Origin of the sequence: Streptomyces hyderabadensis (assembly GCF_020404845.1) — a bacterium.
GTDB classification, from domain to species: domain Bacteria; phylum Actinomycetota; class Actinomycetes; order Streptomycetales; family Streptomycetaceae; genus Streptomyces; species Streptomyces hyderabadensis.
Window position 1 is genome coordinate 1 of the sequence record NZ_JAIOJZ010000088.1, and the last position, 20,409, is coordinate 20,409.

Genomic DNA, 20,409 nt, shown 5'->3' on the forward strand with positions numbered 1-20,409 from the left:
CCTGCGTTCAGGGGCGGCTGGAATGGGAATAGGCGGGGCTCACAGAGCCCCGCCTTCTCTCTTTTAGAGGCGGCCTGCCGACTTGAGTTCCAGGTAGGCGTCCGCGAGTGCCGGGGGAAGCTCGTCCGGAGTCGCGTCGACGACCGTCACGCCGTGCCGGCGTAGTTGGTCGGCGATGTTGCGACGTTCCGACTGCGCTTGTGCGGCTGCCGCGGCCTCGTAGACGGCGTCCGTGTGGCCGCGGGCCCGGGCCATCCGCGACACGTGCGGGTCGGCCACCGAGGCCACGAGGACCGTGTGGCGCTGCGTCAGCTGGGGCAGGACGGGGAGCAGCCCCTCTTCGATCGGGGCGGCGTCGAGCGTCGTGAACAGGACGATCAGGGAGCGGCGGGGTGCCGATCGGAGCGCGGTGGCCGTAAGACCGCGCGCGTCCGTCTCCACCAGCTCCGGCTCCAGGGTGGCCATGGCGTTGACCAGGGAAGGAAGGACGTCACCCGCCGTGCGGCCCTGGAGCAGGGCGCGTACTCGACGGTCGTAGGCCAGGAGGTCGACGCGGTCGCCCGCGCGGGAGGCCAGGGAGGCCAGGAGCAGAGCGGCGTCCATCGCGGCGTCGAGGCGAGGGGCGTCGCCGACGCGGCCGGCCGAGGTACGGCCGGTGTCGAGGACGAGCAGGATGTGCCGGTCGCGTTCGGGGCGCCAGGTGCGTACGGCGACCGAGGAGTGGCGGGCTGTCGCGCGCCAGTCGATGGAACGGGTGTCGTCGCCGGGGACGTACTCGCGCAGGCTGTCGAACTCCGTGCCCTCCCCGCGGGTGAGGACGCTGGTGCGGCCGTCGAGTTCGCGGAGCCGGGACAGCTTGGAAGGGAGGTGCTTGCGGCTGGTGAACGGGGGGAGGACGCGCACCGTCCAGGGGACCCGGTGGGTGCCCTGGCGGGTGAGGAGGCCCAGGGGGCCGTAGGACCGGATCGTGACGCGGTCCGCGTGGCGGTCGCCGCGGCGGGTGGGGCGCAGGCGGGTGGTCACGCGGCGGCGTTCGCCGGCGGGCACCGTCAGGCTGTGGCGGGAGGCTGCCGTCTCGGTGCCCGGCTGCCAGGTGCTGGGCGGCCAGGCGTCGCGCAGGCGGGCCCGGAGCGGGCGGCCCGACGGGTTGGTGACCGTCAGGGTGACGTCGGCGGTCTCGCCCAGGCGTGCGGAGGTGTCGCCGGAGCGGGACAGGCCGAGGCGCCGTACGGGGGCGGCCAGGGCGAAGTCGCAGGCGCAGGCGACGGCCAGTGGGGCGTTGACCGCGAGGATGCCCGTCCAGCTCGGGTCCCAGACGCCGACGGGGACGGAGGCCAGGGCCGCGATGAGCGCGGCGCGTCCGGTGAGAGCCATCAGCGGGGGACGGGGACGTGGGCGAGGATCGCGTTGATGACCGAGTCCGCGGTCACGCCCTCCATCTCGGCCTCCGGGCGGAGCTGTACGCGGTGCCGGAGGGTGGGGAGGGCCAGGGCCTTGACGTCGTCGGGGGTGACGTAGTCGCGCCCCGTGAGCCAGGCCCACGCGCGGGAGGTCGACAGCAGGGCGGTGGCTCCGCGCGGGGAGACGCCGAGGGTGAGGGACGGCGACTCGCGGGTGGCGCGGCAGATGTCGACGACGTACGCGGTGATCTCCGGGGAGACGGTCGTCTTGGCGGCCTCCGCGCGGGCTGCCTCCAGGTCGGCGGCGCTCGCGACGGGGCGTACGCCGGCGGCGTGCAGGTCGCGCGGACTGAATCCGGCCGCGTGGCGGGTGAGGACGTCGATCTCGTCCTGACGGGTGGGCAGCGGGACGGTGAGTTTCAGGAGGAAGCGGTCCAGCTGGGCTTCCGGGAGGGGGTAGGTGCCCTCGTACTCGACCGGGTTCTGGGTGGCCGCGACGAGGAAGGGCTCGGGGAGCGGGCGGGGCGTGCCGTCCACCGTGACCTGGCGTTCCTCCATGGCTTCGAGGAGGGAGGACTGGGTCTTCGGGGGCGTGCGGTTGATCTCGTCGGCGAGGAGGAGGTTGGTGAAGACCGGGCCGGGCTGGAAGGAGAACTCGGTGGTGCGGGCGTCGTAGATCAGGGAGCCGGTGACGTCGCTCGGCATCAGGTCGGGGGTGAACTGGACGCGTTTGGTGTCGAGTTCGGTGGCCGCGGCGAGAGTGCGGACGAGAAGGGTCTTGGCGACTCCGGGTACGCCTTCGAGGAGGACGTGGCCGCGGCAGAGCAGGGCTACGACGAGACCGGTCACGGCGGCGTCCTGGCCGACCACGGCCTTGGCGATCTCGGCGCGCAGGGCTTCGAGGGCGGCGCGGGCGTTGCCCGGGGCCGCGGTCTGCCCGGCGTTGTCAGTGGTCGGGTCCATCATGGACGGCGTACCTCTCTTTCGAGGGCGTCGAGTTGGTCGGCGAGTGCGATGAGGGCCGCGTCGTCGCCGGGCGGCGGGCCGAAGAGGAGGGTGTGCAGGGTCTGTCCGTCGCCGGTCGCGCCGTGGAGGTGGGCGGACAGGGCGGGGAGCAGAGACTCGGGCGTGTGCGCCTGGGTGACGGGGACGCCGACGAGAGGGGCGAGGCGGGTGCGGGTGGCGGAGCGAAGAGCGGTGGCGGCGCGGTCGCGGGCGTTCGCCTTGCGGTAGAGGCGGGCGCGGCCTTCGACGGTTTCGGAGGCGCGGATCGCGACGGGGAGTTTTTCGGGCACCAGGGGGCCGAGTCGGCGTGCCCGCCACAGGGCGGCGAGGGCGGCGGCGATGAGGAGCTGCAGGGTGCCCCAGAGCCAGCCGGACGGGAGCAGGTCGAAGAAGCCGCGTTCGTCGTCCTGGTCCGGGAGGTCGGAGAGGGAGGGGAGGTACCAGACCAGATGGTCGCGGGAGCCGAGGAGCTGGAGGGCGAGCGAGGCGTTGCCGTGCTCGTCGAGGTGGTTGTTGAAGAGGATGTCGCGGGCGCCGAGGACGACGGTGTCGCCGGGGGTGTCCTCCGCGGACGCCGTCGCGGCCGGGTCGGGGATGCGCAGGAGGGTGGCCAGGCGCCGGCTGGGGTAGCAGGCGTCGGCTTCCAGGTGGGTGCTGTAGCGGATGCCGCCCGTGTCGGCGTTGCCCGCGCGGCGTGCGGCGGGCAGGTCGCAGGCGGGGGCCAGTGTCGAGTCGATGCTGAGTGCGGGGTCGGCGGTGACGCCGGGGGCGAGGCGTTCGACGGCACCGCCGCCGGGGGCGACGAGGACGGTGCGGCCGCCGGAGCCGGACGTCGCCGAGTGCAGTCCCGTCTGCTGGCGTTCCGTCAGGAGGTCGGGTACGGCGACCAGCAGGGTGGTGTCCGGGCCGACCGCGGCCCGTGCTTCGTCCAGGGTGGTGACCACGCGCGTGGAGACCCCCCGGTCGGCGAGGAGTTCGGCGACGGCGCGGCTGCCGTAGGGGTCGGCGGAGCGCGGGTCGAGTTCTCCGTGCCGGGCGTCGGAGCGGACGACCGCGATGGCGACGGCGCCGACGAGCAGCAGGACGAGGGCGAGCGCGATGCCTCGCGCGCGGGTCCACACCTGGCGGGCGGTGGGCGAGGCCGCGGTGGTGGGGAACATGGCCTCGGTGGTCATTCGGCGGCTCCCCGGCGGGTGTCCCGGTCCGTGTCCCCCGCGGAGCCGCCGGCCGTGCTGGCCGCCAGGCGCGGCTTGCTGCGTTCCAGGTCGTGGTCGAGTTCGGTGAGGCGTCGGTACGACTCCTCGCTGCCGGGTCGGCCGCCGTACGCGACGTCGTCGAAGTCCCGTGCGGCGGTGCGCAGCCGGTCCTTGTGGGCGGGCAGGGCGTGGCCTGCCTCGGTGGCCGCCTCGTCGGCGGTGCGGCCGGGGCGGACGTCGAGCAGGGCGCGTTCCTCGAGGGCGCGGACGACGGCCCGCATGCGTTCCTGGACGGCCTGGCTCCAGTGTCCCTGGGCGGCGTGTGCCTGGGCGGCGGCGCGGTGGTCGGCGGCGCTGCGGGGGCGGTCGTCGAACAGGGCGGGCTGGGAGACGGGCCCGCGGCGCGGAGTGCCCAGGCGCCACCAGAGGGCACCCAGCACGGCCAGGACGGCCGCGATGACGACGACCAGGCCGAGTGTCCCGCCGGGTGTCGCGGTGGACGCCCGGCTGAACAGCTCGCCGATCCAGTCCCAGAAGGCGTTCAGGGCCCGCTGGAACCAGCTGGGGTCGTTCTCGTGGTACATGCGTTTGGACAGCTCGCGCCGCGCGGCCTCCCGCGCGGGGTCGCGCGGGATCGTGACCGGTGGTTCGTCGCCGGAGCGCGACACCGTTCCTGCGGCGGTGCGTGCCAGCACCTCTGTGAGAACTCCCCCCGCCGGACTCACCCCGTCAGCTCCCCGGAACGGCGCCGGAGCCGCTGGAGCCCTGGGCGCCGGCGGCGCGGGCCAGTTCGAGGTCGAGGGCCTCGCGGCGGATGCGCTGGTCGATGTACAGCAGTACGGTCACGCCCGCCGTGATCGGGAAGGTGATCATGGAGCCGATCACCGAGCCGATGCCGCTGACGACGAGGAACGTCCAGCCGAGGTCGCCGGTGCCCTCCAGGAAGCCGCCGACGCCGTCGCCGCCGAGGGCCGCGGCGAGGAAGGCGAAGGGGATCACGATGATCGACGCGACGACGTTGGCGATGACCGTGGCGAGCAGCTGGATGCCGAAGACGCGCCACCAGGAGCCGCGCACCAGCTTCACCGAGCGGCCCATCGCCTTCTTGATGCCCTGCTTCTCCAGCATCAGCGCCGGGGACGCCAGCGAGAAGCGGACCATGAGCCAGATGGCGACCACGCCGCCCGCCAGGAAACCCAGGGCGGTCAGCGCCACTCCGGCCTCGCCGCCCGCGGTGGCGGTGACGAGCAGACCGGGTGCCATGCCGACCGTGACGAGTCCGGCGACGATGAGGAGCAGCAGGAGGATCAGGCCGAACAGCTTCAGCACCTGGGGGCGGGCGTCGCGCCAGGCCTCGCCGGTGGTCACCGGCCTGCCGAGTACGGCGCGGCTGGTGACGGTGGTGAGCAGGGCGGTGGCCAGGACGGTGCCGATCAGGGAGATCAGGAAGACGACGCCGGAGTTGATCGTGGTCTGGGCCAGCGCGTCGCCGAGTTCGCTCAGGGTGGCGTCGGGGTCGTTGAGGGCCTCGCTGCCGGTGTCGTCCAGGACCAGGCCCTGGAGCAGTACGACGACGATCTCCGTGAGGATGGCGACGGTCAGGGAGATACCGAGGACGGTGCGCCAGTAGGTGCGCATGGTGGAGACGGCGCCGTCGAGGATCTCGCCCACGCCGAGCGGGCGGAGCGGGATCACGCCGGGCTTGGCCGCGGGCGGGGGACCGCCCCAGCCGCCTCCCCAGCCGCCGGGACCGCCGTAGCCTCCGTAGCCCCCGCGTGGGCCGCCGTAGCCGCCGGGACCGCCGTAGCCGCCGCCGGGAGGTCCGGGGGGCGGGGTGCCCCAGCCCGGGCCCGGGGGCGGCGGAGGCGGGGCCTGGCCCCCGCCCTGGTCGGCGGGGCCGGTGGGCGCGGACCACTGGGCCGGGGGCGGCTGCTCCTTGGACCACTTCGTGCCGGGGCTCGTCGGTTCCGCACCCGGCCGGTCCGCGGGCGGCGCGGGCTGTTCGGGGCCGGCGGGGCGGTCGGCGGGCTCGGCGGGGCCGGAGGCGCCGGGCTCGTGCCCGTCGGACGGGGCGGATCCGGGCGATGCCCAGCCCGGAGTGTCGTTCATCGTCGCTCCTTCACGGTGCCCGTCCGCGGTCGCGGCGGCAGGTTGGCAGCCATCGTGCCATGGGGGCGTCAGGTGCGGACCGGGCACGGTGGGGGCTCGGCACCTTCAATTGTCCGTCGTAGAGGGGGCAGACTGACCGCATGGCTGATCAGGACGCGGGAAGCGGCGAGGACAAGCGCCCGACGGGGATACCGGCCCTTCGCTGGGAGGAACCCCCCGAGGGCCCGGTGCTGGTGCTGCTCGACCAGACCAGGCTGCCGGCCGAGGAGGTCGAGCTGGTCTGCACGGACCCGGCGGCGCTGGTGGAGGCGATCCGCTCGCTCGCCGTGCGCGGGGCACCGCTGCTGGGCGTCGCGGGCGCGTACGGGGTCGCGCTCGCCGCCGTTCGCGGCTTCGAGGTCGAGGAGGCCGCGGCCGCGCTGGCGGGCGCCCGCCCCACCGCGGTGAACCTCGCCGTCGGGGTGCGCCGGGCGCAGGCCGCCCACCGGGAGGCGCTCGCCAGGACCGGTGACCCCCGGCAGGCCGCCGCGGCGGCGTTGTCCGCGGCGCGGGCGCTGCACCGGGAGGACGCCGAGGCCAGCGGACGGATGGCGGCGCACGGGCTGGCGCTGCTCGACGAGCTGCTACCCGCCGGAGGGCACCGCGTCCTCACGCACTGCAACACCGGTTCGCTGGTGTCGGGCGGTGAGGGGACCGCCTTCGCGGTGGCGCTCGCGGCGCACCGGGCGGGGCGGCTGCGACGCCTGTGGGTGGACGAAACGCGTCCCTTGCTGCAAGGTGCTCGCCTGACGGCATACGAGGCGGCCCGCAACGACATGGCGTACACCTTGCTCACCGACAACGCGGCGGGTTCGCTGTTCGCGGCGGGGGAGGTGGACGCGGTGCTGATCGGCGCGGACCGCATCGCGGCCGACGGTTCGGTGGCGAACAAGGTGGGGAGCTATCCGCTCGCGGTGCTCGCGCGGTACCACCATGTGCCGTTCATCGTGGTGGCGCCGGTCACGACGGTGGACCCGGACACGCCGGACGGGGCGTCCATCGAGGTGGAGCAGCGCCCCGGACATGAGGTGACCGAGGTCACAGCACCCCAGGTGCCGGTGGCGGGAGCGGGAGGCGGGATTCCGGTGGCACCCCTGGGGACCCAGGCGTACAACCCGGCGTTCGACGTGACCCCGCCCGAACTGGTGACGGCCATCGTCACCGAGGAGGGCGTGGCTTCGCCCGTGACGGCCGAGGCCCTGGCCGCGCTGTGTGCCAGGTCACGCCAGGTAACGATTAGCTAATGGGATGATGTCGTTTATGAAGGGACGAGTCCTTGTCGTCGACGACGACACCGCACTGGCCGAGATGCTCGGCATTGTGCTGCGTGGTGAGGGTTTTGAGCCATCTTTCGTAGCCGACGGCGACAAGGCGCTGGCCGCCTTCCGGGAGACCAAGCCCGACCTGGTACTGCTCGACCTGATGCTGCCCGGCCGGGACGGCATCGAGGTGTGCCGCCTGATCAGGGCGGAGTCGGGCGTGCCGATCGTGATGCTGACGGCGAAGAGTGACACCGTCGACGTCGTGGTGGGCCTGGAGTCGGGCGCCGACGACTACATCGTGAAGCCGTTCAAGCCGAAGGAGCTGGTGGCCCGCATCAGGGCACGCCTGCGCCGGTCGGAGGAGCCGGCGCCGGAACAGCTCGCCATAGGCGACCTGGTCATCGACGTGGCCGGTCACTCCGTGAAGCGGGACGGGCAGTCGATCGCGCTGACGCCGCTGGAGTTCGACCTGCTGGTGGCGCTGGCCCGCAAGCCGTGGCAGGTGTTCACGCGCGAGGTGCTCCTGGAGCAGGTCTGGGGCTACCGGCACGCCGCCGACACCCGGCTGGTCAACGTGCACGTGCAGCGGCTGCGCTCCAAGGTCGAGAAGGACCCGGAGAAGCCGGAGATCGTGGTGACCGTCCGCGGCGTCGGCTACAAGGCCGGACCGAGCTGACATGGCCAGGGACAGTGCCGCTTCGGCGCCCGGGTCCGGGGCCCGCGCCGGACGGCCTGTCGGCCACCGGAGCGCCGGCTCCCGCCTCTTCAGCAGCGTGCTGGAGGGCGGGCTGCTGCACGGCGGGGTGCAGGGCAGCCCGGTGCTCCGTCTGTTCATGCGCTGGGTGCGGCGTCCGCTGCTGCCGGTCATGCGGCTGTGGCGGCGCAACATCCAGCTCAAGGTCGTCGCCACCACCCTGCTGATGTCGCTGGGCGTGGTGCTGCTGCTCGGCTTCGTGGTGATCGGGCAGGTCCGCAACGGGCTGCTGGACGCCAAGGTGAAGGCCTCCCAGAGCCAGGCCACCGGTGGCTTCACGGCGGCCAAGCAGAAGGCCGAGGAAGCGGCGAGCACCAACGGCGACGACAGCACCCCCGCCGACGGGCGCCCCTCGCAGAACGTCATCCAGTGGATGAGCGAGCTGGTGAAGTCCCTCTCCAGCGGCGGCCAGAGCGCCTTCGACGTGGTCACCCTCCCCATGGGCGGGGAGAGCGGCAGCGGACGCGGTCCGCGCGCCTCCGGATCGGTCGACTGGGCGGTCAGCGTCCCCGAGGACCTGCGGGAGCGGATCGACGGCGACACCGCGGCCGCCCAGAGCTACACCCGGATCGTCTACACCTCCGACCAGGCGTCCCAGCCCGGACTGGTCATCGGCAAGCAGGTCAACGACCCGAACGGCGAGCCGTACCAGCTGTACTACCTCTTCCCGCTCACCCAGGAGGAGAAGTCGCTCAGCCTGGTCAGGGGCACCCTGGCGACGGCCGGGCTCTTCGTCGTCGTACTGCTGGGCGCCATCGCCTGGCTCGTGGTGCGGCAGGTCGTCACGCCGGTACGGATGGCGGCGAGCATCGCCGAGCGGCTGTCCGCGGGGCGGTTGCAGGAGCGGATGAAGGTCACCGGCGAGGACGACATCGCCCGGCTCGGCGAGGCCTTCAACAAGATGGCGCAGAACCTGCAGCTGAAGATCAGCCAGCTGGAGGACCTGTCGCGGATGCAGCGGCGGTTCGTCTCCGACGTCTCGCACGAGCTGCGGACGCCGCTGACCACCGTACGGATGGCGGCCGACGTCATCCACGACGCGCGCGTGGACTTCGATCCGGTGACCGCGCGGTCGGCCGAACTGCTCGCCGACCAGCTGGACCGGTTCGAGACGCTGCTCGCCGACCTGCTGGAGATCAGCCGCTTCGACGCCGGCGCGGCCGCGCTGGAGGCGGAGCCGATAGACCTCAGGGAGGTCGTACGGCGCGTCGTCAGCGGCGCGGAGCCGCTCGCCGAGCGCAAGGGCACGGGGATACGCGTCGTCGGCGACCAGCAGCCCGTCGTCGCCGAGGCGGACGCCCGGCGGGTGGAACGCGTGCTGCGCAACCTCGTCGTCAACGCCGTCGAGCACGGCGAGGGCCGGGACGTCGTCGTCAAGCTCGCCGCCGCCGGGGGCGCGGTCGCCGTCGCGGTGCGCGACTACGGTGTCGGACTCAAGCCCGGTGAGGCCACCCGGGTCTTCAGCCGTTTCTGGCGGGCCGACCCGGCACGCGCGCGTACCACCGGCGGCACGGGGCTGGGCCTGTCCATCGCCCTGGAGGACGCGCGGCTGCACGGCGGCTGGCTGCAGGCCTGGGGCGAGCCCGGTGGCGGCTCGCAGTTCCGGCTGACGCTGCCCAGGACCGCCGACGAGCCGCTCAGAGGTTCGCCGATACCGCTGGAGCCGACGGACTCGCGCCGCAACCGCGGGCTCCACGACGCGGGCCTCGACGAGACCGCGGTGGCGCCCGGCACGGGCAGGCCGGCCGGCGTACCGGCGCAGGTGTCGGCCGGGCAGACCGCGGTGCCCGCGCGGGGGCCGATAACGCCCCGGCAGGCCGCGGTGGCCCCCACGGCCGATCCGACGGCGCTGCCGGGCAACGGCGCGCGCGTGGTGCCGAGGCCCGTGTCGGGCGCCCGGAGACAGGACGGCGGACCGGCACCGCAGGCGGCGAACCGCCCGGACACCGGCCCTGAGGACTCGAGCAGGCAAGGGGAGGCATCTCGTGGGCGCTGACCGCGGGAGGGGCGGTCGGCGCGGGCCGGCCCGCGTGGCGGTGTACGCCGTCGGGGGTGTCGTACTGCTGGCCGGCTGTGCGTCCATGCCCGACAGCGGGGACCTGCGCGGGGTGGAGTCCACGCCGCGGCAGGACCCGCAGGTACGGGTGTTCGCGATGCCGCCGCAGGACGACGCTCCGCCCTCCGACATCGTGCAGGGCTTCCTGGAGGCGCTGACCAGCGACGACCCGCACTACGAGACGGCACGCAAGTACCTGACCGGCGACGCCGCGAAGACCTGGCGGCCGGACGAGTCGGCGACGGTGCTCGCGGGCGGGCCCGGCACGGAGTCCGACCACTCCGGCAACCGCGAGGACGCCAACGACTACTCGGTGACCCTGACCGGCACCAAGGTGGCCACGGTGGACGCGCAGCAGTCCTACTCGCCCGCCGACGGCGCGTACCGCGAGTCGGTGCATCTCAGCCGGGACGGCAAGACCAAGCAGTGGCGCATCGACGTGCTGCCGCAGGGCGTCGTCATGGGCAAGTCCGACTTCCAGCGCAACTACATGTCGGTCAACCGGTACTACTTCGCCTCGAACAGCGCGGTGCGCGCGGACGCCGGGAACGAACCGGTCCGGGAGCCGGCCGCGGTCGCCGACCCCGTCTATGTGCGCCGGCGCGTGGACCCGACGACCCAGGTGGTGCGTTCCCTGCTCAGCGGGCCGTCGAGCCTGCTGGGGCCCGTGGTCAGGTCCAGCTTCCCGACCGGCACGGCGCTGGCGAAGGACGCCGGCGCGCTGACGCCCGACGACCGCAGCAAGCTGACCGTGCCGCTGAACGACAAGGCGGCCCGGGCCGGCGCGGACAAGTGCGACGAGATGGCCGCGCAGCTCCTGTTCACCCTGCAGAACCTCACCCCGGCGGTGGAGGAGGTCGAGCTGCGCTCGGGCGGCGAGAAGCTGTGCTCGCTCTCCGAGGACCGGGCCGAGACGGTGGCGACGCGCGGTTCGGCGCAGCGGCCCGACTACCTGTACTTCGTCGACGAGAAGGACCGTCTGGTGCGGATCGCCGCCGGCAGCAACGGGACCCGGGCCGAACCCGTGCCGGGCCCGCTGGGCGAGGGCAACCGCGCCCTGCGGTCGGTGGCGGTCTCGCGCGACGAGCACAGCGCGGCCGGGATCGGCCTCGACAGCAAGTCGCTGTACGTCGGTTCGCTGACGTCGGGCGGCTCGATCGGCGACCCGGTGCTGACCAGCCAGGGCAAGGCGGAGGCGGACCGGCTGACCCCGCCCAGCTGGGACGCGCAGGGCGACCTGTGGATCGCCGACCGCAATCCGGCCGACCCGCGGCTGCTGCTGCTGGAGGACGGCGCGGGCGATCCGGTCGAGGTGCGGACACCGGGCCTCGACGGGCGCGTCCAGGCCGTGCGGGTGGCCGCGGACGGGGTGCGGATCGCGCTCGTCGTGGAGAAGGACGGCAAGCGGTCGCTGCTCATCGGACGGATCGAACGGGACGGGAAGGCGGGCGAGCCGCCCGCGGTCACCGTGCTGGAGCTGCGCTCAGCGACCCCCGAGCTTGAGGAGGTCACGGCCATGTCGTGGGCCGGCGACGCCAGGCTCGTGGTGGTCGGGCGCGAGCGCGGGGGCGTCCAGCAGATCGGATACGTCCAGGTCGACGGCTCGACGCCGGAGGCATCGGTGCCCGCGGCGCTGACCGGCGTGAAGGAGATCGCCGCGACCGAGGACGAGCGGCTGCCGCTGGTCGCGTACTCGGAGGACCTGATCGTGCGGCTGCCGTCCGGGCTCCAGTGGCAGAAGGTGACGGAAGGGACCGCGCCGGTCTATCCGGGGTGAGGTGTCCGGTCCTGCCGTGGCCCGCCGACCGGGTTTTCCACAGGACCCCGGGGCGGGTTTTCCACAGGCCTGGCAGGGCTCCGCACGGGTGGGCACAGTGGTGGCCATGCGGGGATTGCGGACAGTGCGGGAATGGTGGGCGGACCTCACGGACCTGGTGCTGCCGGCCGAGTGCGGCGGCTGCGGCAGGGCACGCGAGGTGCTGTGCCCTCGGTGCCGTACGGCGTTGAGCGGCGACCCGCCGTTCCGGGTGCGTCCGGATCCGGAGCCCCCGGGTCTGCCCGCGGTGCACGCGGCCGCGCCGTACGCGGACGAGGTGCGGGCGGCGCTGCTGGCCCACAAGGAGCGGGGCGCGCTGGCCCTCGCGGCACCGCTCGGCGCGGCACTGGCGGGAGCGGTGCGGGCGGGGCTGCGGGAGGCGTGGACGGCCACGGGCGGAATAGGCGCCCCTGATATGGGTGGCGTACGACGAGTGCGGGACCCGGTGCTGCTGGTGCCCGTGCCGTCGGCGCGCGGCGCGGTACGGACGCGCGGGCACGACCCGGCGCGGCGGATCGCCCTCGTCGCGGCGGGTGAGCTGCGGCGGACAGGGGTGCCGGCCCGGGTGCTGGCCGTGCTGCGGCAGCGGTACGCCGTGGCCGACCAGTCGGGCCTCGGCGCCCGGCGGCGGCTGGACAACCTCGCGGGCGCGCTGGCGGTGGCCCCGGGCGGCGGCGGGCTGCTGCGCGGCGGGGCGGTCGTCCTGGTCGACGACCTGATGACGACGGGGGCGTCGCTGGCGGAGGCGGCACGTGCGGTGCGCGCGGCCACGGACGTCGCCGTTGAGTCGGGGGCGGGGTCCGGCACGTACGGGACGGCGAGATCGGCTGTGTATCCGGCGGCGGCGGGGGAAGGCAGAGAGGAACGGAAGACCGGGCCCCGAATGGCGGGTCCCTACGGAGGCGGTCGCGTGGCCCGTGAAGCAATCTGCGCGGCAGTGGTCGCGGCTTCAACAGATTCCTTCGAAATAAACCGGAACTGACTGAGAACTTACGTCGTTGCAGGTAATGAGAGGGTCAATTCACCGGAACGGAGGTACGCCGCGGTAGAGGGTGACGACATCCGTCCGGGCGAGATATGTTCGGTTGTGAGGCAAAGCCGCAGGCCACACCTCTCAAATCCGAATGCCGTGCTGCGGGTTTTCACCGTCATCACCCGCACCGGTGGAGTGGAGATCCCGCCCGCGGGGGAGGAGGTGGACGTCACCGAGTCCGAGGTTTCGGGATGGACCGGAACCTGGTGCAAAAGGGAGATGCTCCGCCGTAGCAGCGGAGCGATCCGGGAACGGAGTTCTGCGTGGACATCGTCGTCAAGGGCCGCAAGACCGAGGTGCCCGAGCGGTTCCGGAAGCACGTGGCCGAGAAGCTGAAGCTGGAGAAGATCCAGAAGCTCGATGGCAAGGTGATCAGCCTCGACGTCGAGGTGTCCAAGGAGCCGAACCCCCGGCAGGCCGACCGCTGTGACCGAGTGGAGATCACGCTGCGCTCCCGCGGTCCGGTGATCCGGGCGGAGGCGGCGGCGAGCGACCCCTACGCGGCGCTCGACCTGGCGGCGGAGAAGCTCGGCGCACGGCTGCGCAAGCAGCACGACAAGCGCTTCTCGCGCCGTGGCGCACGCCGGATCTCGGCGGCCGAGGTCGCCGACCACGTACCCGGCGCGGCGACGCTCAACGGGAACGGCGACGTCGTCCCGACGGAGAAGCAGGACGGCGTACCCACCAAGAAGATCGGCTCGCTGGAGGTCCAGGGCGACGGCCCGCTCGTCGTCCGGGAGAAGACCCACGTGGCCGCACCGATGTCCCTCGACCAGGCGCTCTACGAGATGGAGCTGGTCGGGCACGACTTCTACCTGTTCGTCGACTCCGAGACGAAGGAGCCCAGCGTCGTCTACCGGCGGCACGCCTACGACTACGGCGTGATCCACCTGACCACGGACACGATGGTCACCCAGGCGCATGCTCCCGACGCGGGGGACGCGCTCGGCGGCTGACCCGCCCCGCCGGGTGACAGCGGTCCGGTGCCCCTGGAGCGCGTGTGCGCCCCCAGGGGCACCGGCGTGCGACGGTGCGCGAGGGTGTGCGACCCCAACGCTGCCCGTTCGGTCACCCCGCTGTCGGCCGGACATGGAATCATGGCGGCAACGGCCCAACCGGTGGGTCGTTGCTCTGGGTTGGCGATGGCTCAGGACCACAGGCCACAGCCTTCAGGGGGAGGAACGATGGCGGACAGTTTCGGACCGATGCGGGGCGCGGGCGTCGACCACGGGATCGACGACGGGGCATCCGGCATGGGCCCGGACGCCGACGCCGGCTCCGCACGCGAGGAGCCGATCCGGGTGCTCGTCGTGGACGACCATGCCCTCTTCCGCCGCGGCCTGGAGATCGTGCTGGCGGCCGAGGAGGACATCCAGGTCGTCGGAGAGGCCGGTGACGGCGCCGAGGCCGTGGAGAAGGCCGCCGACCTGCTTCCCGACATCGTCCTGATGGATGTGCGGATGCCCAAGCGGGGCGGCATCGAGGCCTGCACCTCCATCAAGGAGGTGGCCCCCAGCGCCAAGATCATCATGCTGACGATCAGCGACGAGGAGGCCGACCTCTACGACGCGATCAAGGCGGGCGCGACCGGTTATCTCCTCAAGGAGATCTCGACCGACGAGGTGGCCACCGCCATTCGCGCGGTGGCCGACGGCCAGTCCCAGATCAGTCCCTCCATGGCGTCGAAACTGCTCACCGAGTTCAAGTCGATGATCCAGCGGACCGACGAACGGCGGTTGGTGCCCGCGCCGCGGCTCACGGACCGCGAGCTGGAGGTCCTCAAACTCGTCGCCACCGGAATGAACAACCGCGACATCGCGAAGGAACTGTTCATTTCCGAGAACACCGTGAAGAACCACGTGCGCAACATCCTGGAGAAGCTGCAGCTGCACTCCAGGATGGAGGCCGTGGTGTACGCGATGCGGGAGAAGATCCTCGAGATCCGGTGAGCCGCCGCGCCGCGGAGCCGGTGATGAACCGGTGCCCGGTCAGGCGAGCAGTCGGGCCAGCTCCCGGGTGAGGGGCTCGCGCAGCTCCGGCGTCCCGACCCGTTCCACCCGTACGTCCGTGCAGTCCACCCAGCTCGCCGCCTCGACCAGGGCCTGGGCCACCGCCGGGGCCGCCTTCGGGCCGTCCAGTGTGACCTGCTTGGCGACCAGGGTGCGCCCCTCGCGGGCCGGGTCCACCCGGCCGACCAGCCGGCCGCCGGCCAGGACCGGCATCGCGAAGTAACCGTGCACCCGCTTCGGCTTGGGCACGTAGGCCTCCAGGCGGTGGGTGAAGCCGAAGATCCGCTCCGTGCGCGCCCGCTCCCAGACGAGGGAGTCGAAGGGCGAGAGCAGCGTCGTGCGGTGACGGCCGCGCGGAGGAGTCTCCAGCGCCGCCGGGTCCGCCCAGGCCGGCCGGCCCCAGCCCTGCACCGTGACCGGCACCAGGCCCGAGTCGGCGATCACGGCGTCGACCTGCTCGGCCTTGAGACGGTGGTAGTCCGCGATGTCCGCGCGCGTGCCGACGCCCAGGGACTGACCGGCCAGGCGGACCAGGCGGCGCAGGCACTCGGCATCGTCCAGGTCGTCGTGGAGCAGGGCGGCCGGGACCGCGCGCTCGGCCAGGTCGTACACCCGCTTCCAGCCGCGGCGCTCCACGCACACCACCTCGCCGTACATGAGCGCGCGCTCGACGGCGACCTTCGTGCCCGACCAGTCCCACCACTCGCTGGTCTTCTTCGCGCCGCCCAGCTCCGTCGCGGTGAGGGGGCCCTCGGTGCGGAGCTGCTTGACGACGCGGTCGTAGTCGCCGTCGGGGAGGTGGTGGTTCCAGTGCGGGCGGTCGCGGTAGGCGCGGCGGCGGAAGGCGAAGTGGGGCCACTCCTCGATGGGGAGGATGCAGGCGGCGTGCGACCAGTACTCGAAGGCGTGGGTGTCCGTCCAGTACGCGTCCTCGACGGTCCGGCGGCCGACCGCGCCCAGGCGGGCGTACGGGATCAGCTCGTGGGAGCGGGCGAGGACCGAGATGGTGTCGAGCTGCACCGCGCCCAGGTGACGGAGGACGCCGCGGACGCCTGCGCGGCGGTCGGGGGCGCCGAGGAAGCCCTGTGCGCGGAGGGCGAGGCGGCGGGCCTCGTCTGCGGACAGTTCCGTGGCGGGGGGCGGGAGGGTCGTCATACGTCCGCACGATAGGGGGTGGGTCTGACAGTGGGGTGGGGTGCGGGGTGCGGGGTGCAGGGGAGGTGGGTGCGGGGGGCCGGGGTTCGGGTGGCGCCCGGCGTGCGTGCGGGCGGGGGCGGGGGCGCAACCCGGCGTTGCGGGGTGCCGCTGCGCCCACCCGTGCCGCCCCAGCGGCACGACTGCCCGCAGCAGCAGCGGCGCGACTGCCCGCAGCGGCAGCGGCAGCGGCGGCGGCAGCGGTATGACTGTCCGCAGCTATGGGGCTACGTGGCTATGCCTGGGCGGGCAGGTATGGGGACGTTGACGGGAGGGCGAGGTCTGAGGGGAGGAGGGAGCCGATCCAGCAGTCGCGGCGCACGCCCTTGTTGTTGATCGCGGAGCGCAACGTGCCCTCCATGGTGTAGCCCGCGCGTTGGGCCACCGCGCGGGAGGCCGTGTTGCCGACCTCGGCGCGCCATTCCAGGCGGTCGACGGCCCGCTCGGTGAAGGCCCAGCGCGAGACGGCGACGGCGGCTTCGGTGACGTAGCCCCGGCCGCGGTGCTCCTTGGTGCCCCAGAACCCGATCTCCCCGACGCCCAGGGAGATCATCGTGATGCCGAGCATGCCCACCAGGGCCCCGTCGGGGAGGAAGAGGCCGAAGGTGAACATCGAGTCGTTCGCCCAGCCCTCGGGGACCACCTGCTCCGCGAAACTCCGCGCGTGCTCCGGGAGGTAGGGGGAGGGGACCGTCGTCCAGCGCTGGATGTCGGGATCCTGCGCGGCGGCGTACACGGCGTCGGTGTCCTGCGGGCCGACCGTGCGCAGGACGAGGCGGTCGGTGGTCAGAGTGACGGGGTCCATCGGCCGATTCTGCGCGGATCCCGGTGGGGGCGCCAATGTTTTGCCGTCCGTGAACATCCGGTCACTTCACGTGCGATTCGCGGGAGGGTGCGGCACCATCCGCGGGGCCCGGACGTTGAAAGGGGTGACAGGTGACGGCAGACAGGGATGCTGGATGTTAAGGAGTGGACGGTCCCCGTTACAGCAGGCCTCCCGACGCGGTGGGGTCCTCGCATACGATGGCCGTTGCCCGATCCGTCACAGGAAACCGACCGTCCCAGGCCCGACCGGCAAGGAGACCAACCCCCGTGTCCGTCCTCTCGAAGATCATGCGTGCAGGCGAAGGCAAGATCCTGCGCAAGCTGCACCGCATCGCGGACCAGGTCAACTCCATCGAAGAGGACTTCACTGACCTCTCCGACGCCGAGCTGCGGGCCCTCACCGACGAGTACAAGCAGCGCTACGCCGACGGTGAGAGCCTTGACGACCTGCTGCCCGAAGCCTTCGCCACCGTCCGTGAGGCCGCCAAGCGCGTCCTGGGCCAGCGCCACTACGACGTGCAGATCATGGGCGGCGCTGCCCTGCACATGGGCTACGTGGCCGAGATGAAGACCGGTGAGGGCAAGACCCTCGTCGGCACGCTGCCCGCCTACCTCAACGCCCTGTCCGGCGAGGGCGTGCACATCGTCACGGTCAACGACTACCTGGCCGAGCGCGACTCCGAGATGATGGGCCGCGTCCACAAGTTCCTCGGTCTGACCGTCGGCTGCATCCTCGCCAACCAGACGCCGGCCCAGCGCCGCGAGATGTACGGCTGCGACATCACCTACGGCACGAACAACGAGTTCGGCTTCGACTACCTGCGCGACAACATGGCGTGGTCCAAGGACGAGCTCGTCCAGCGCGGTCACAACTTCGCCATCGTCGACGAGGTCGACTCCATCCTCGTCGACGAGGCCCGTACGCCGCTGATCATCTCCGGCCCCGCCGACCAGGCCACCAAGTGGTACGGCGACTTCGCCAAGCTGGTCACCCGTCTGAAGAAGGGCGAGGCCGGCAACACCCTCAAGGGCATCGAGGAAACCGGTGACTACGAGGTCGACGAGAAGAAGCGCACCGTCGCCATCCACGAGTCGGGCGTGTCCAAGGTCGAGGACTGGCTGGGCATCGACAACCTGTACGAGTCGGTGAACACCCCGCTGGTCGGCTATCTGAACAACGCCATCAAGGCCAAGGAACTCTTCAAGAAGGACAAGGACTACGTCGTCCTCGACGGCGAAGTCATGATCGTCGACGAGCACACCGGCCGTATCCTCGCCGGCCGCCGCTACAACGAGGGCATGCACCAGGCGATCGAGGCGAAGGAAGGGGTGGACATCAAGGACGAGAACCAGACGCTCGCCACGATCACCCTCCAGAACTTCTTCCGCCTCTACAAGCGCCACGACCACAACGGCAAGGAACAGCCCGGTCTGTCCGGCATGACCGGTACGGCGATGACCGAGGCCGCCGAGTTCCACCAGATCTACAAGCTCGGCGTGGTGCCCATCCCGACCAACCGCCCCATGGTGCGCAAGGACCAGTCGGACCTGATCTACCGCACCGAGGTCGCCAAGTTCGAGGCGGTCGTCGACGACATCGAGGAGAAGCACCGCAAGGGGCAGCCGATCCTCGTCGGCACCACCTCCGTCGAGAAGTCCGAGTACCTCTCGCAGCAGCTCAGCAAGCGCGGTGTCCAGCACGAGGTGCTGAACGCCAAGCAGCACGACCGGGAGGCGACCATCGTCGCCCAGGCGGGCCGCAAGGGCTCCGTGACGGTGGCCACGAACATGGCCGGCCGCGGTACGGACATCAAGCTCGGCGGCAACCCCGAGGACCTCGCCGAGGCGGAGCTGCGCCAGCGCGGCCTCGACCCCGAGGAGCACATCGAGGAGTGGGCCGCGGCCCTGCCCGCCGCGCTGGAGCGGGCCGAGCAGGCGGTCAAGGCCGAGTTCGAAGAGGTCAAGGAGCTGGGCGGCCTCTACGTCCTGGGCACCGAGCGGCACGAGTCGCGGCGCATCGACAACCAGCTGCGCGGTCGTTCCGGCCGTCAGGGCGACCCCGGCGAGTCCCGCTTCTACCTCTCCCTGGGCGACGACCTGATGCGGCTGTTCAAGGCCCAGATGGTCGAGCGCGTGATGTCCATGGCGAACGTGCCGGACGACGTGCCGATCGAGAACAAGATGGTCACGCGCGCGATCGCGTCCGCCCAGTCGCAGGTCGAGACGCAGAACTTCGAGACCCGTAAGAACGTCCTGAAGTACGACGAGGTCCTCAACCGCCAGCGCGAGGTCATCTACGGCGAGCGGCGCCGCGTCCTGGAGGGCGAGGACCTGCAGGAGCAGATCCAGCACTTCATGAACGACACGATCGACGCCTACGTACAGGCGGAGACCGCCGAGGGCTTCCCGGAGGACTGGGACCTCGACCGGCTGTGGGGTGCCTTCAAGCAGCTCTACCCGGTGAAGGTCACCGTCGAGGAGCTGGAGGAGGCGGCCGGCGACCGGGCCGGTCTGACCGCCGACTACATCGCGGAGTCCATCAAGGACGACATCATGGAGCAGTACGAGGCGCGGGAGAAGCAGCTCGGCTCCGAGATCATGCGCGAGCTGGAGCGCCGGGTCGTCCTGTCGGTCCTGGACCGCAAGTGGCGCGAGCACCTCTACGAGATGGACTACCTCCAGGAGGGCATCGGCCTGCGTGCGATGGCGCAGAAGGACCCGCTGGTCGAGTACCAGCGCGAGGGCTTCGACATGTTCCAGGCCATGATGGAGGGCATCAAGGAGGAGTCCGTCGGCTACCTGTTCAACCTGGAGGTCCAGGTCGAGCAGCAGGTCGAGGAGGTCCCCGTCGAGGACGCGGCGCCGTCGCTCGACAAGGGCGCGCAGGACGCGGTCCCGGCCCAGGCTGGCGCCCGTCCGGAGATCCGGGCCAAGGGCCTGGACGCGCCGCAGCGCCGGGACCTGCACTTCTCCGCGCCGACCGTGGACGGCGAGGGCGGTGTCGTCGAGGGCGAGTTCACCGACGGTGAGCCCGCGCAGACCCCGTCGGACGGGCTGACGCGCGCGGAGCGCCGCAAGCAGGCCAAGGGCGGGCGGCGCCGCAAGAAGTGACGGTGCGGTGCCCTGCGGGCGCCGTGGCGGTGGGAGGGCCGGTCACCCGGGGTGACCGGCCCTCCGGCCTGTCCGGGAGCAGCGGTCCGGGCAGAGGGCGCGGTCAGACGGTGCGGTCAGTCGTCGTCCGCGTGGTGCCGGCGGGGACCGCCCACTTCCACCGCCGTACAGCGCCAGCGCAGGTCCCGGCCCCGCTCCAGGCGGAACGCCAGGGCGCGCAGCCGTTCTCCCGCGCCGATGCGGGCGAAGACCTCCAGGGCGCCCGGCCGGGGCTCGAAGTAGCCGATGTCACGGACGACGGGGGACGCGCCGCGGGTGCGCAGCGGACCGCGTTCGGCGAGGTGCGCCAGGTCGTCGTAGGCGCGGCCGACCGTGTGCCGGAGCATCGAGTGGACGGGGCGCCGGCCGCTGAGCACGCCCAGGAGCAGCTCGGCGAAGTGGTCGGTGGGCCGGAGCTGCGGCACGGGGCGGCGAGGCGTCTGAGCGGGGACGACGGGCGTTGTGGCGGGCCGGGAGACCCGGTGGTGGCCCCCCGACGGGATCCGCCCCGCGGTGGACGCGGTGCCGGGGCCGGCGCTGCGTGCGGGGACAGGGGAGGCC

At 72.4% G+C, this 20,409-nt stretch carries 16 protein-coding genes; 8 read left to right on the forward strand and 8 right to left on the reverse strand.

The features are described 5' to 3' along the window. Positions 1-63: 63 nt before the first annotated feature. The 5 genes from K7854_RS35395 to K7854_RS35415 are packed head-to-tail and all read right to left on the reverse strand — an operon-like array spanning position 64 to position 5,710. Entirely contained in the window at positions 64-1,374 is a 1,311-nt protein-coding gene (locus tag K7854_RS35395; RefSeq protein ID WP_226030657.1) for a DUF58 domain-containing protein, read from the reverse strand. After that, on the reverse strand, positions 1,374-2,363 hold the full coding sequence (locus K7854_RS35400; protein WP_226030669.1) for an AAA family ATPase: 990 nt from the start codon (positions 2,361-2,363) through the stop codon (positions 1,374-1,376). The genes K7854_RS35395 and K7854_RS35400 overlap by 1 nt, the downstream gene beginning before the upstream one ends. Then, positions 2,363-3,580: a DUF4350 domain-containing protein gene (locus K7854_RS35405; RefSeq protein ID WP_226030658.1), complete on the reverse strand. Its 1,218-nt coding sequence runs from the start codon at positions 3,578-3,580 to the stop codon at positions 2,363-2,365. The genes K7854_RS35400 and K7854_RS35405 overlap by 1 nt, the downstream gene beginning before the upstream one ends. Continuing rightward, the gene (locus tag K7854_RS35410; RefSeq protein ID WP_226030659.1) at positions 3,577-4,296 is read right to left on the reverse strand and encodes a DUF4129 domain-containing protein; all 720 of its coding nucleotides are present in this window, start codon (positions 4,294-4,296) and stop codon (positions 3,577-3,579) included. The genes K7854_RS35405 and K7854_RS35410 overlap by 4 nt, the downstream gene beginning before the upstream one ends. A 34-nt stretch (positions 4,297-4,330) precedes the next feature. Beyond that, a complete protein-coding gene (locus K7854_RS35415; protein WP_226030660.1) occupies positions 4,331-5,710 on the reverse strand; it encodes a DUF7847 domain-containing protein in 1,380 nt (459 codons plus the stop codon). Between the two features lie 140 nt (positions 5,711-5,850). On the opposite strand from K7854_RS35415, the gene mtnA reads away from it, so the two are divergent. The 7 genes from mtnA (at position 5,851) to K7854_RS35450 (ending at position 14,619) form a co-directional block, all read left to right on the forward strand. Beyond that, positions 5,851-6,993, forward strand: coding sequence for an S-methyl-5-thioribose-1-phosphate isomerase (gene mtnA / locus K7854_RS35420; protein WP_226030661.1), 1,143 nt, complete (start codon positions 5,851-5,853; stop codon positions 6,991-6,993). 4 nt (positions 6,994-6,997) lie between these two features. Next, complete coding sequence (mtrA, locus tag K7854_RS35425) at positions 6,998-7,687, forward strand: two-component system response regulator MtrA (protein WP_003975799.1); 690 nt, start codon at positions 6,998-7,000, stop codon at positions 7,685-7,687. Position 7,688: 1 nt separating this feature from the next. Continuing rightward, entirely contained in the window at positions 7,689-9,761 is a 2,073-nt protein-coding gene (mtrB, locus tag K7854_RS35430) for a two-component system sensor histidine kinase MtrB (protein ID WP_226030662.1), read from the forward strand. Further along, positions 9,751-11,598, forward strand: a complete 1,848-nt coding sequence (locus tag K7854_RS35435) for an LpqB family beta-propeller domain-containing protein (protein ID WP_226030663.1) — start codon at positions 9,751-9,753, stop codon at positions 11,596-11,598. The genes mtrB and K7854_RS35435 overlap by 11 nt, the downstream gene beginning before the upstream one ends. A 106-nt stretch (positions 11,599-11,704) precedes the next feature. Next, on the forward strand, positions 11,705-12,619 hold the full coding sequence (locus tag K7854_RS35440) for a ComF family protein (protein WP_226030664.1): 915 nt from the start codon (positions 11,705-11,707) through the stop codon (positions 12,617-12,619). Positions 12,620-12,933: 314 nt separating this feature from the next. Further along, positions 12,934-13,626 carry a ribosome hibernation-promoting factor, HPF/YfiA family gene (gene hpf, locus K7854_RS37735; RefSeq protein WP_016326377.1) on the forward strand — a complete coding sequence of 231 codons (693 nt, stop codon included), beginning with the start codon at positions 12,934-12,936 and terminating at the stop codon, positions 13,624-13,626. Positions 13,627-13,854: 228 nt separating this feature from the next. Then, entirely contained in the window at positions 13,855-14,619 is a 765-nt protein-coding gene (locus K7854_RS35450) for a response regulator (RefSeq protein ID WP_104635078.1), read from the forward strand. Positions 14,620-14,658: 39 nt separating this feature from the next. Here the strand turns inward: K7854_RS35450 and K7854_RS35455 are convergent, their stop codons facing one another. Beyond that, on the reverse strand, positions 14,659-15,834 hold the full coding sequence (locus tag K7854_RS35455; RefSeq protein WP_226030665.1) for a winged helix-turn-helix domain-containing protein: 1,176 nt from the start codon (positions 15,832-15,834) through the stop codon (positions 14,659-14,661). 274 nt (positions 15,835-16,108) lie between these two features. Beyond that, positions 16,109-16,678 carry a GNAT family N-acetyltransferase gene (locus K7854_RS35460; protein WP_226030666.1) on the reverse strand — a complete coding sequence of 190 codons (570 nt, stop codon included), beginning with the start codon at positions 16,676-16,678 and terminating at the stop codon, positions 16,109-16,111. A 287-nt stretch (positions 16,679-16,965) separates the two neighbouring features. On the opposite strand from K7854_RS35460, the gene secA reads away from it, so the two are divergent. After that, a complete protein-coding gene (gene secA, locus K7854_RS35465) occupies positions 16,966-19,809 on the forward strand; it encodes a preprotein translocase subunit SecA (RefSeq protein WP_226030667.1) in 2,844 nt (947 codons plus the stop codon). Between the two features lie 116 nt (positions 19,810-19,925). On the opposite strand, the gene K7854_RS35470 is transcribed toward secA, so the two are convergent. Further along, positions 19,926-20,409, reverse strand: a 484-nt coding sequence (locus K7854_RS35470; RefSeq protein ID WP_226030668.1) for an Rv3235 family protein, incomplete at its 5' end; no start/stop codon positions are given.

Excerpts from the sequence above, each read along its gene's own strand:
- K7854_RS35395 (WP_226030657.1), bottom strand. The coding sequence starts at position 1,374 with ATGGCTCTCACCGGACGCGCCGCGCTCATCGCGGCCCTGGCCTCCGTC.
- K7854_RS35400 (WP_226030669.1), bottom strand. The coding sequence starts at position 2,363 with ATGGACCCGACCACTGACAACGCCGGGCAGACCGCGGCCCCGGGCAAC.
- K7854_RS35405 (WP_226030658.1), bottom strand. The coding sequence starts at position 3,580 with ATGACCACCGAGGCCATGTTCCCCACCACCGCGGCCTCGCCCACCGCC.
- K7854_RS35415 (WP_226030660.1), bottom strand. The coding sequence starts at position 5,710 with ATGAACGACACTCCGGGCTGGGCATCGCCCGGATCCGCCCCGTCCGAC.
- mtnA (WP_226030661.1), top strand. The coding sequence starts at position 5,851 with ATGGCTGATCAGGACGCGGGAAGCGGCGAGGACAAGCGCCCGACGGGG.
- mtrA (WP_003975799.1), top strand. The coding sequence starts at position 6,998 with ATGATGTCGTTTATGAAGGGACGAGTCCTTGTCGTCGACGACGACACC.
- mtrB (WP_226030662.1), top strand. The coding sequence starts at position 7,689 with ATGGCCAGGGACAGTGCCGCTTCGGCGCCCGGGTCCGGGGCCCGCGCC.
- K7854_RS35440 (WP_226030664.1), top strand. The coding sequence starts at position 11,705 with ATGCGGGGATTGCGGACAGTGCGGGAATGGTGGGCGGACCTCACGGAC.
- K7854_RS35450 (WP_104635078.1), top strand. The coding sequence starts at position 13,855 with ATGGCGGACAGTTTCGGACCGATGCGGGGCGCGGGCGTCGACCACGGG.
- K7854_RS35455 (WP_226030665.1), bottom strand. The coding sequence starts at position 15,834 with ATGACGACCCTCCCGCCCCCCGCCACGGAACTGTCCGCAGACGAGGCC.
- K7854_RS35460 (WP_226030666.1), bottom strand. The coding sequence starts at position 16,678 with ATGGACCCCGTCACTCTGACCACCGACCGCCTCGTCCTGCGCACGGTC.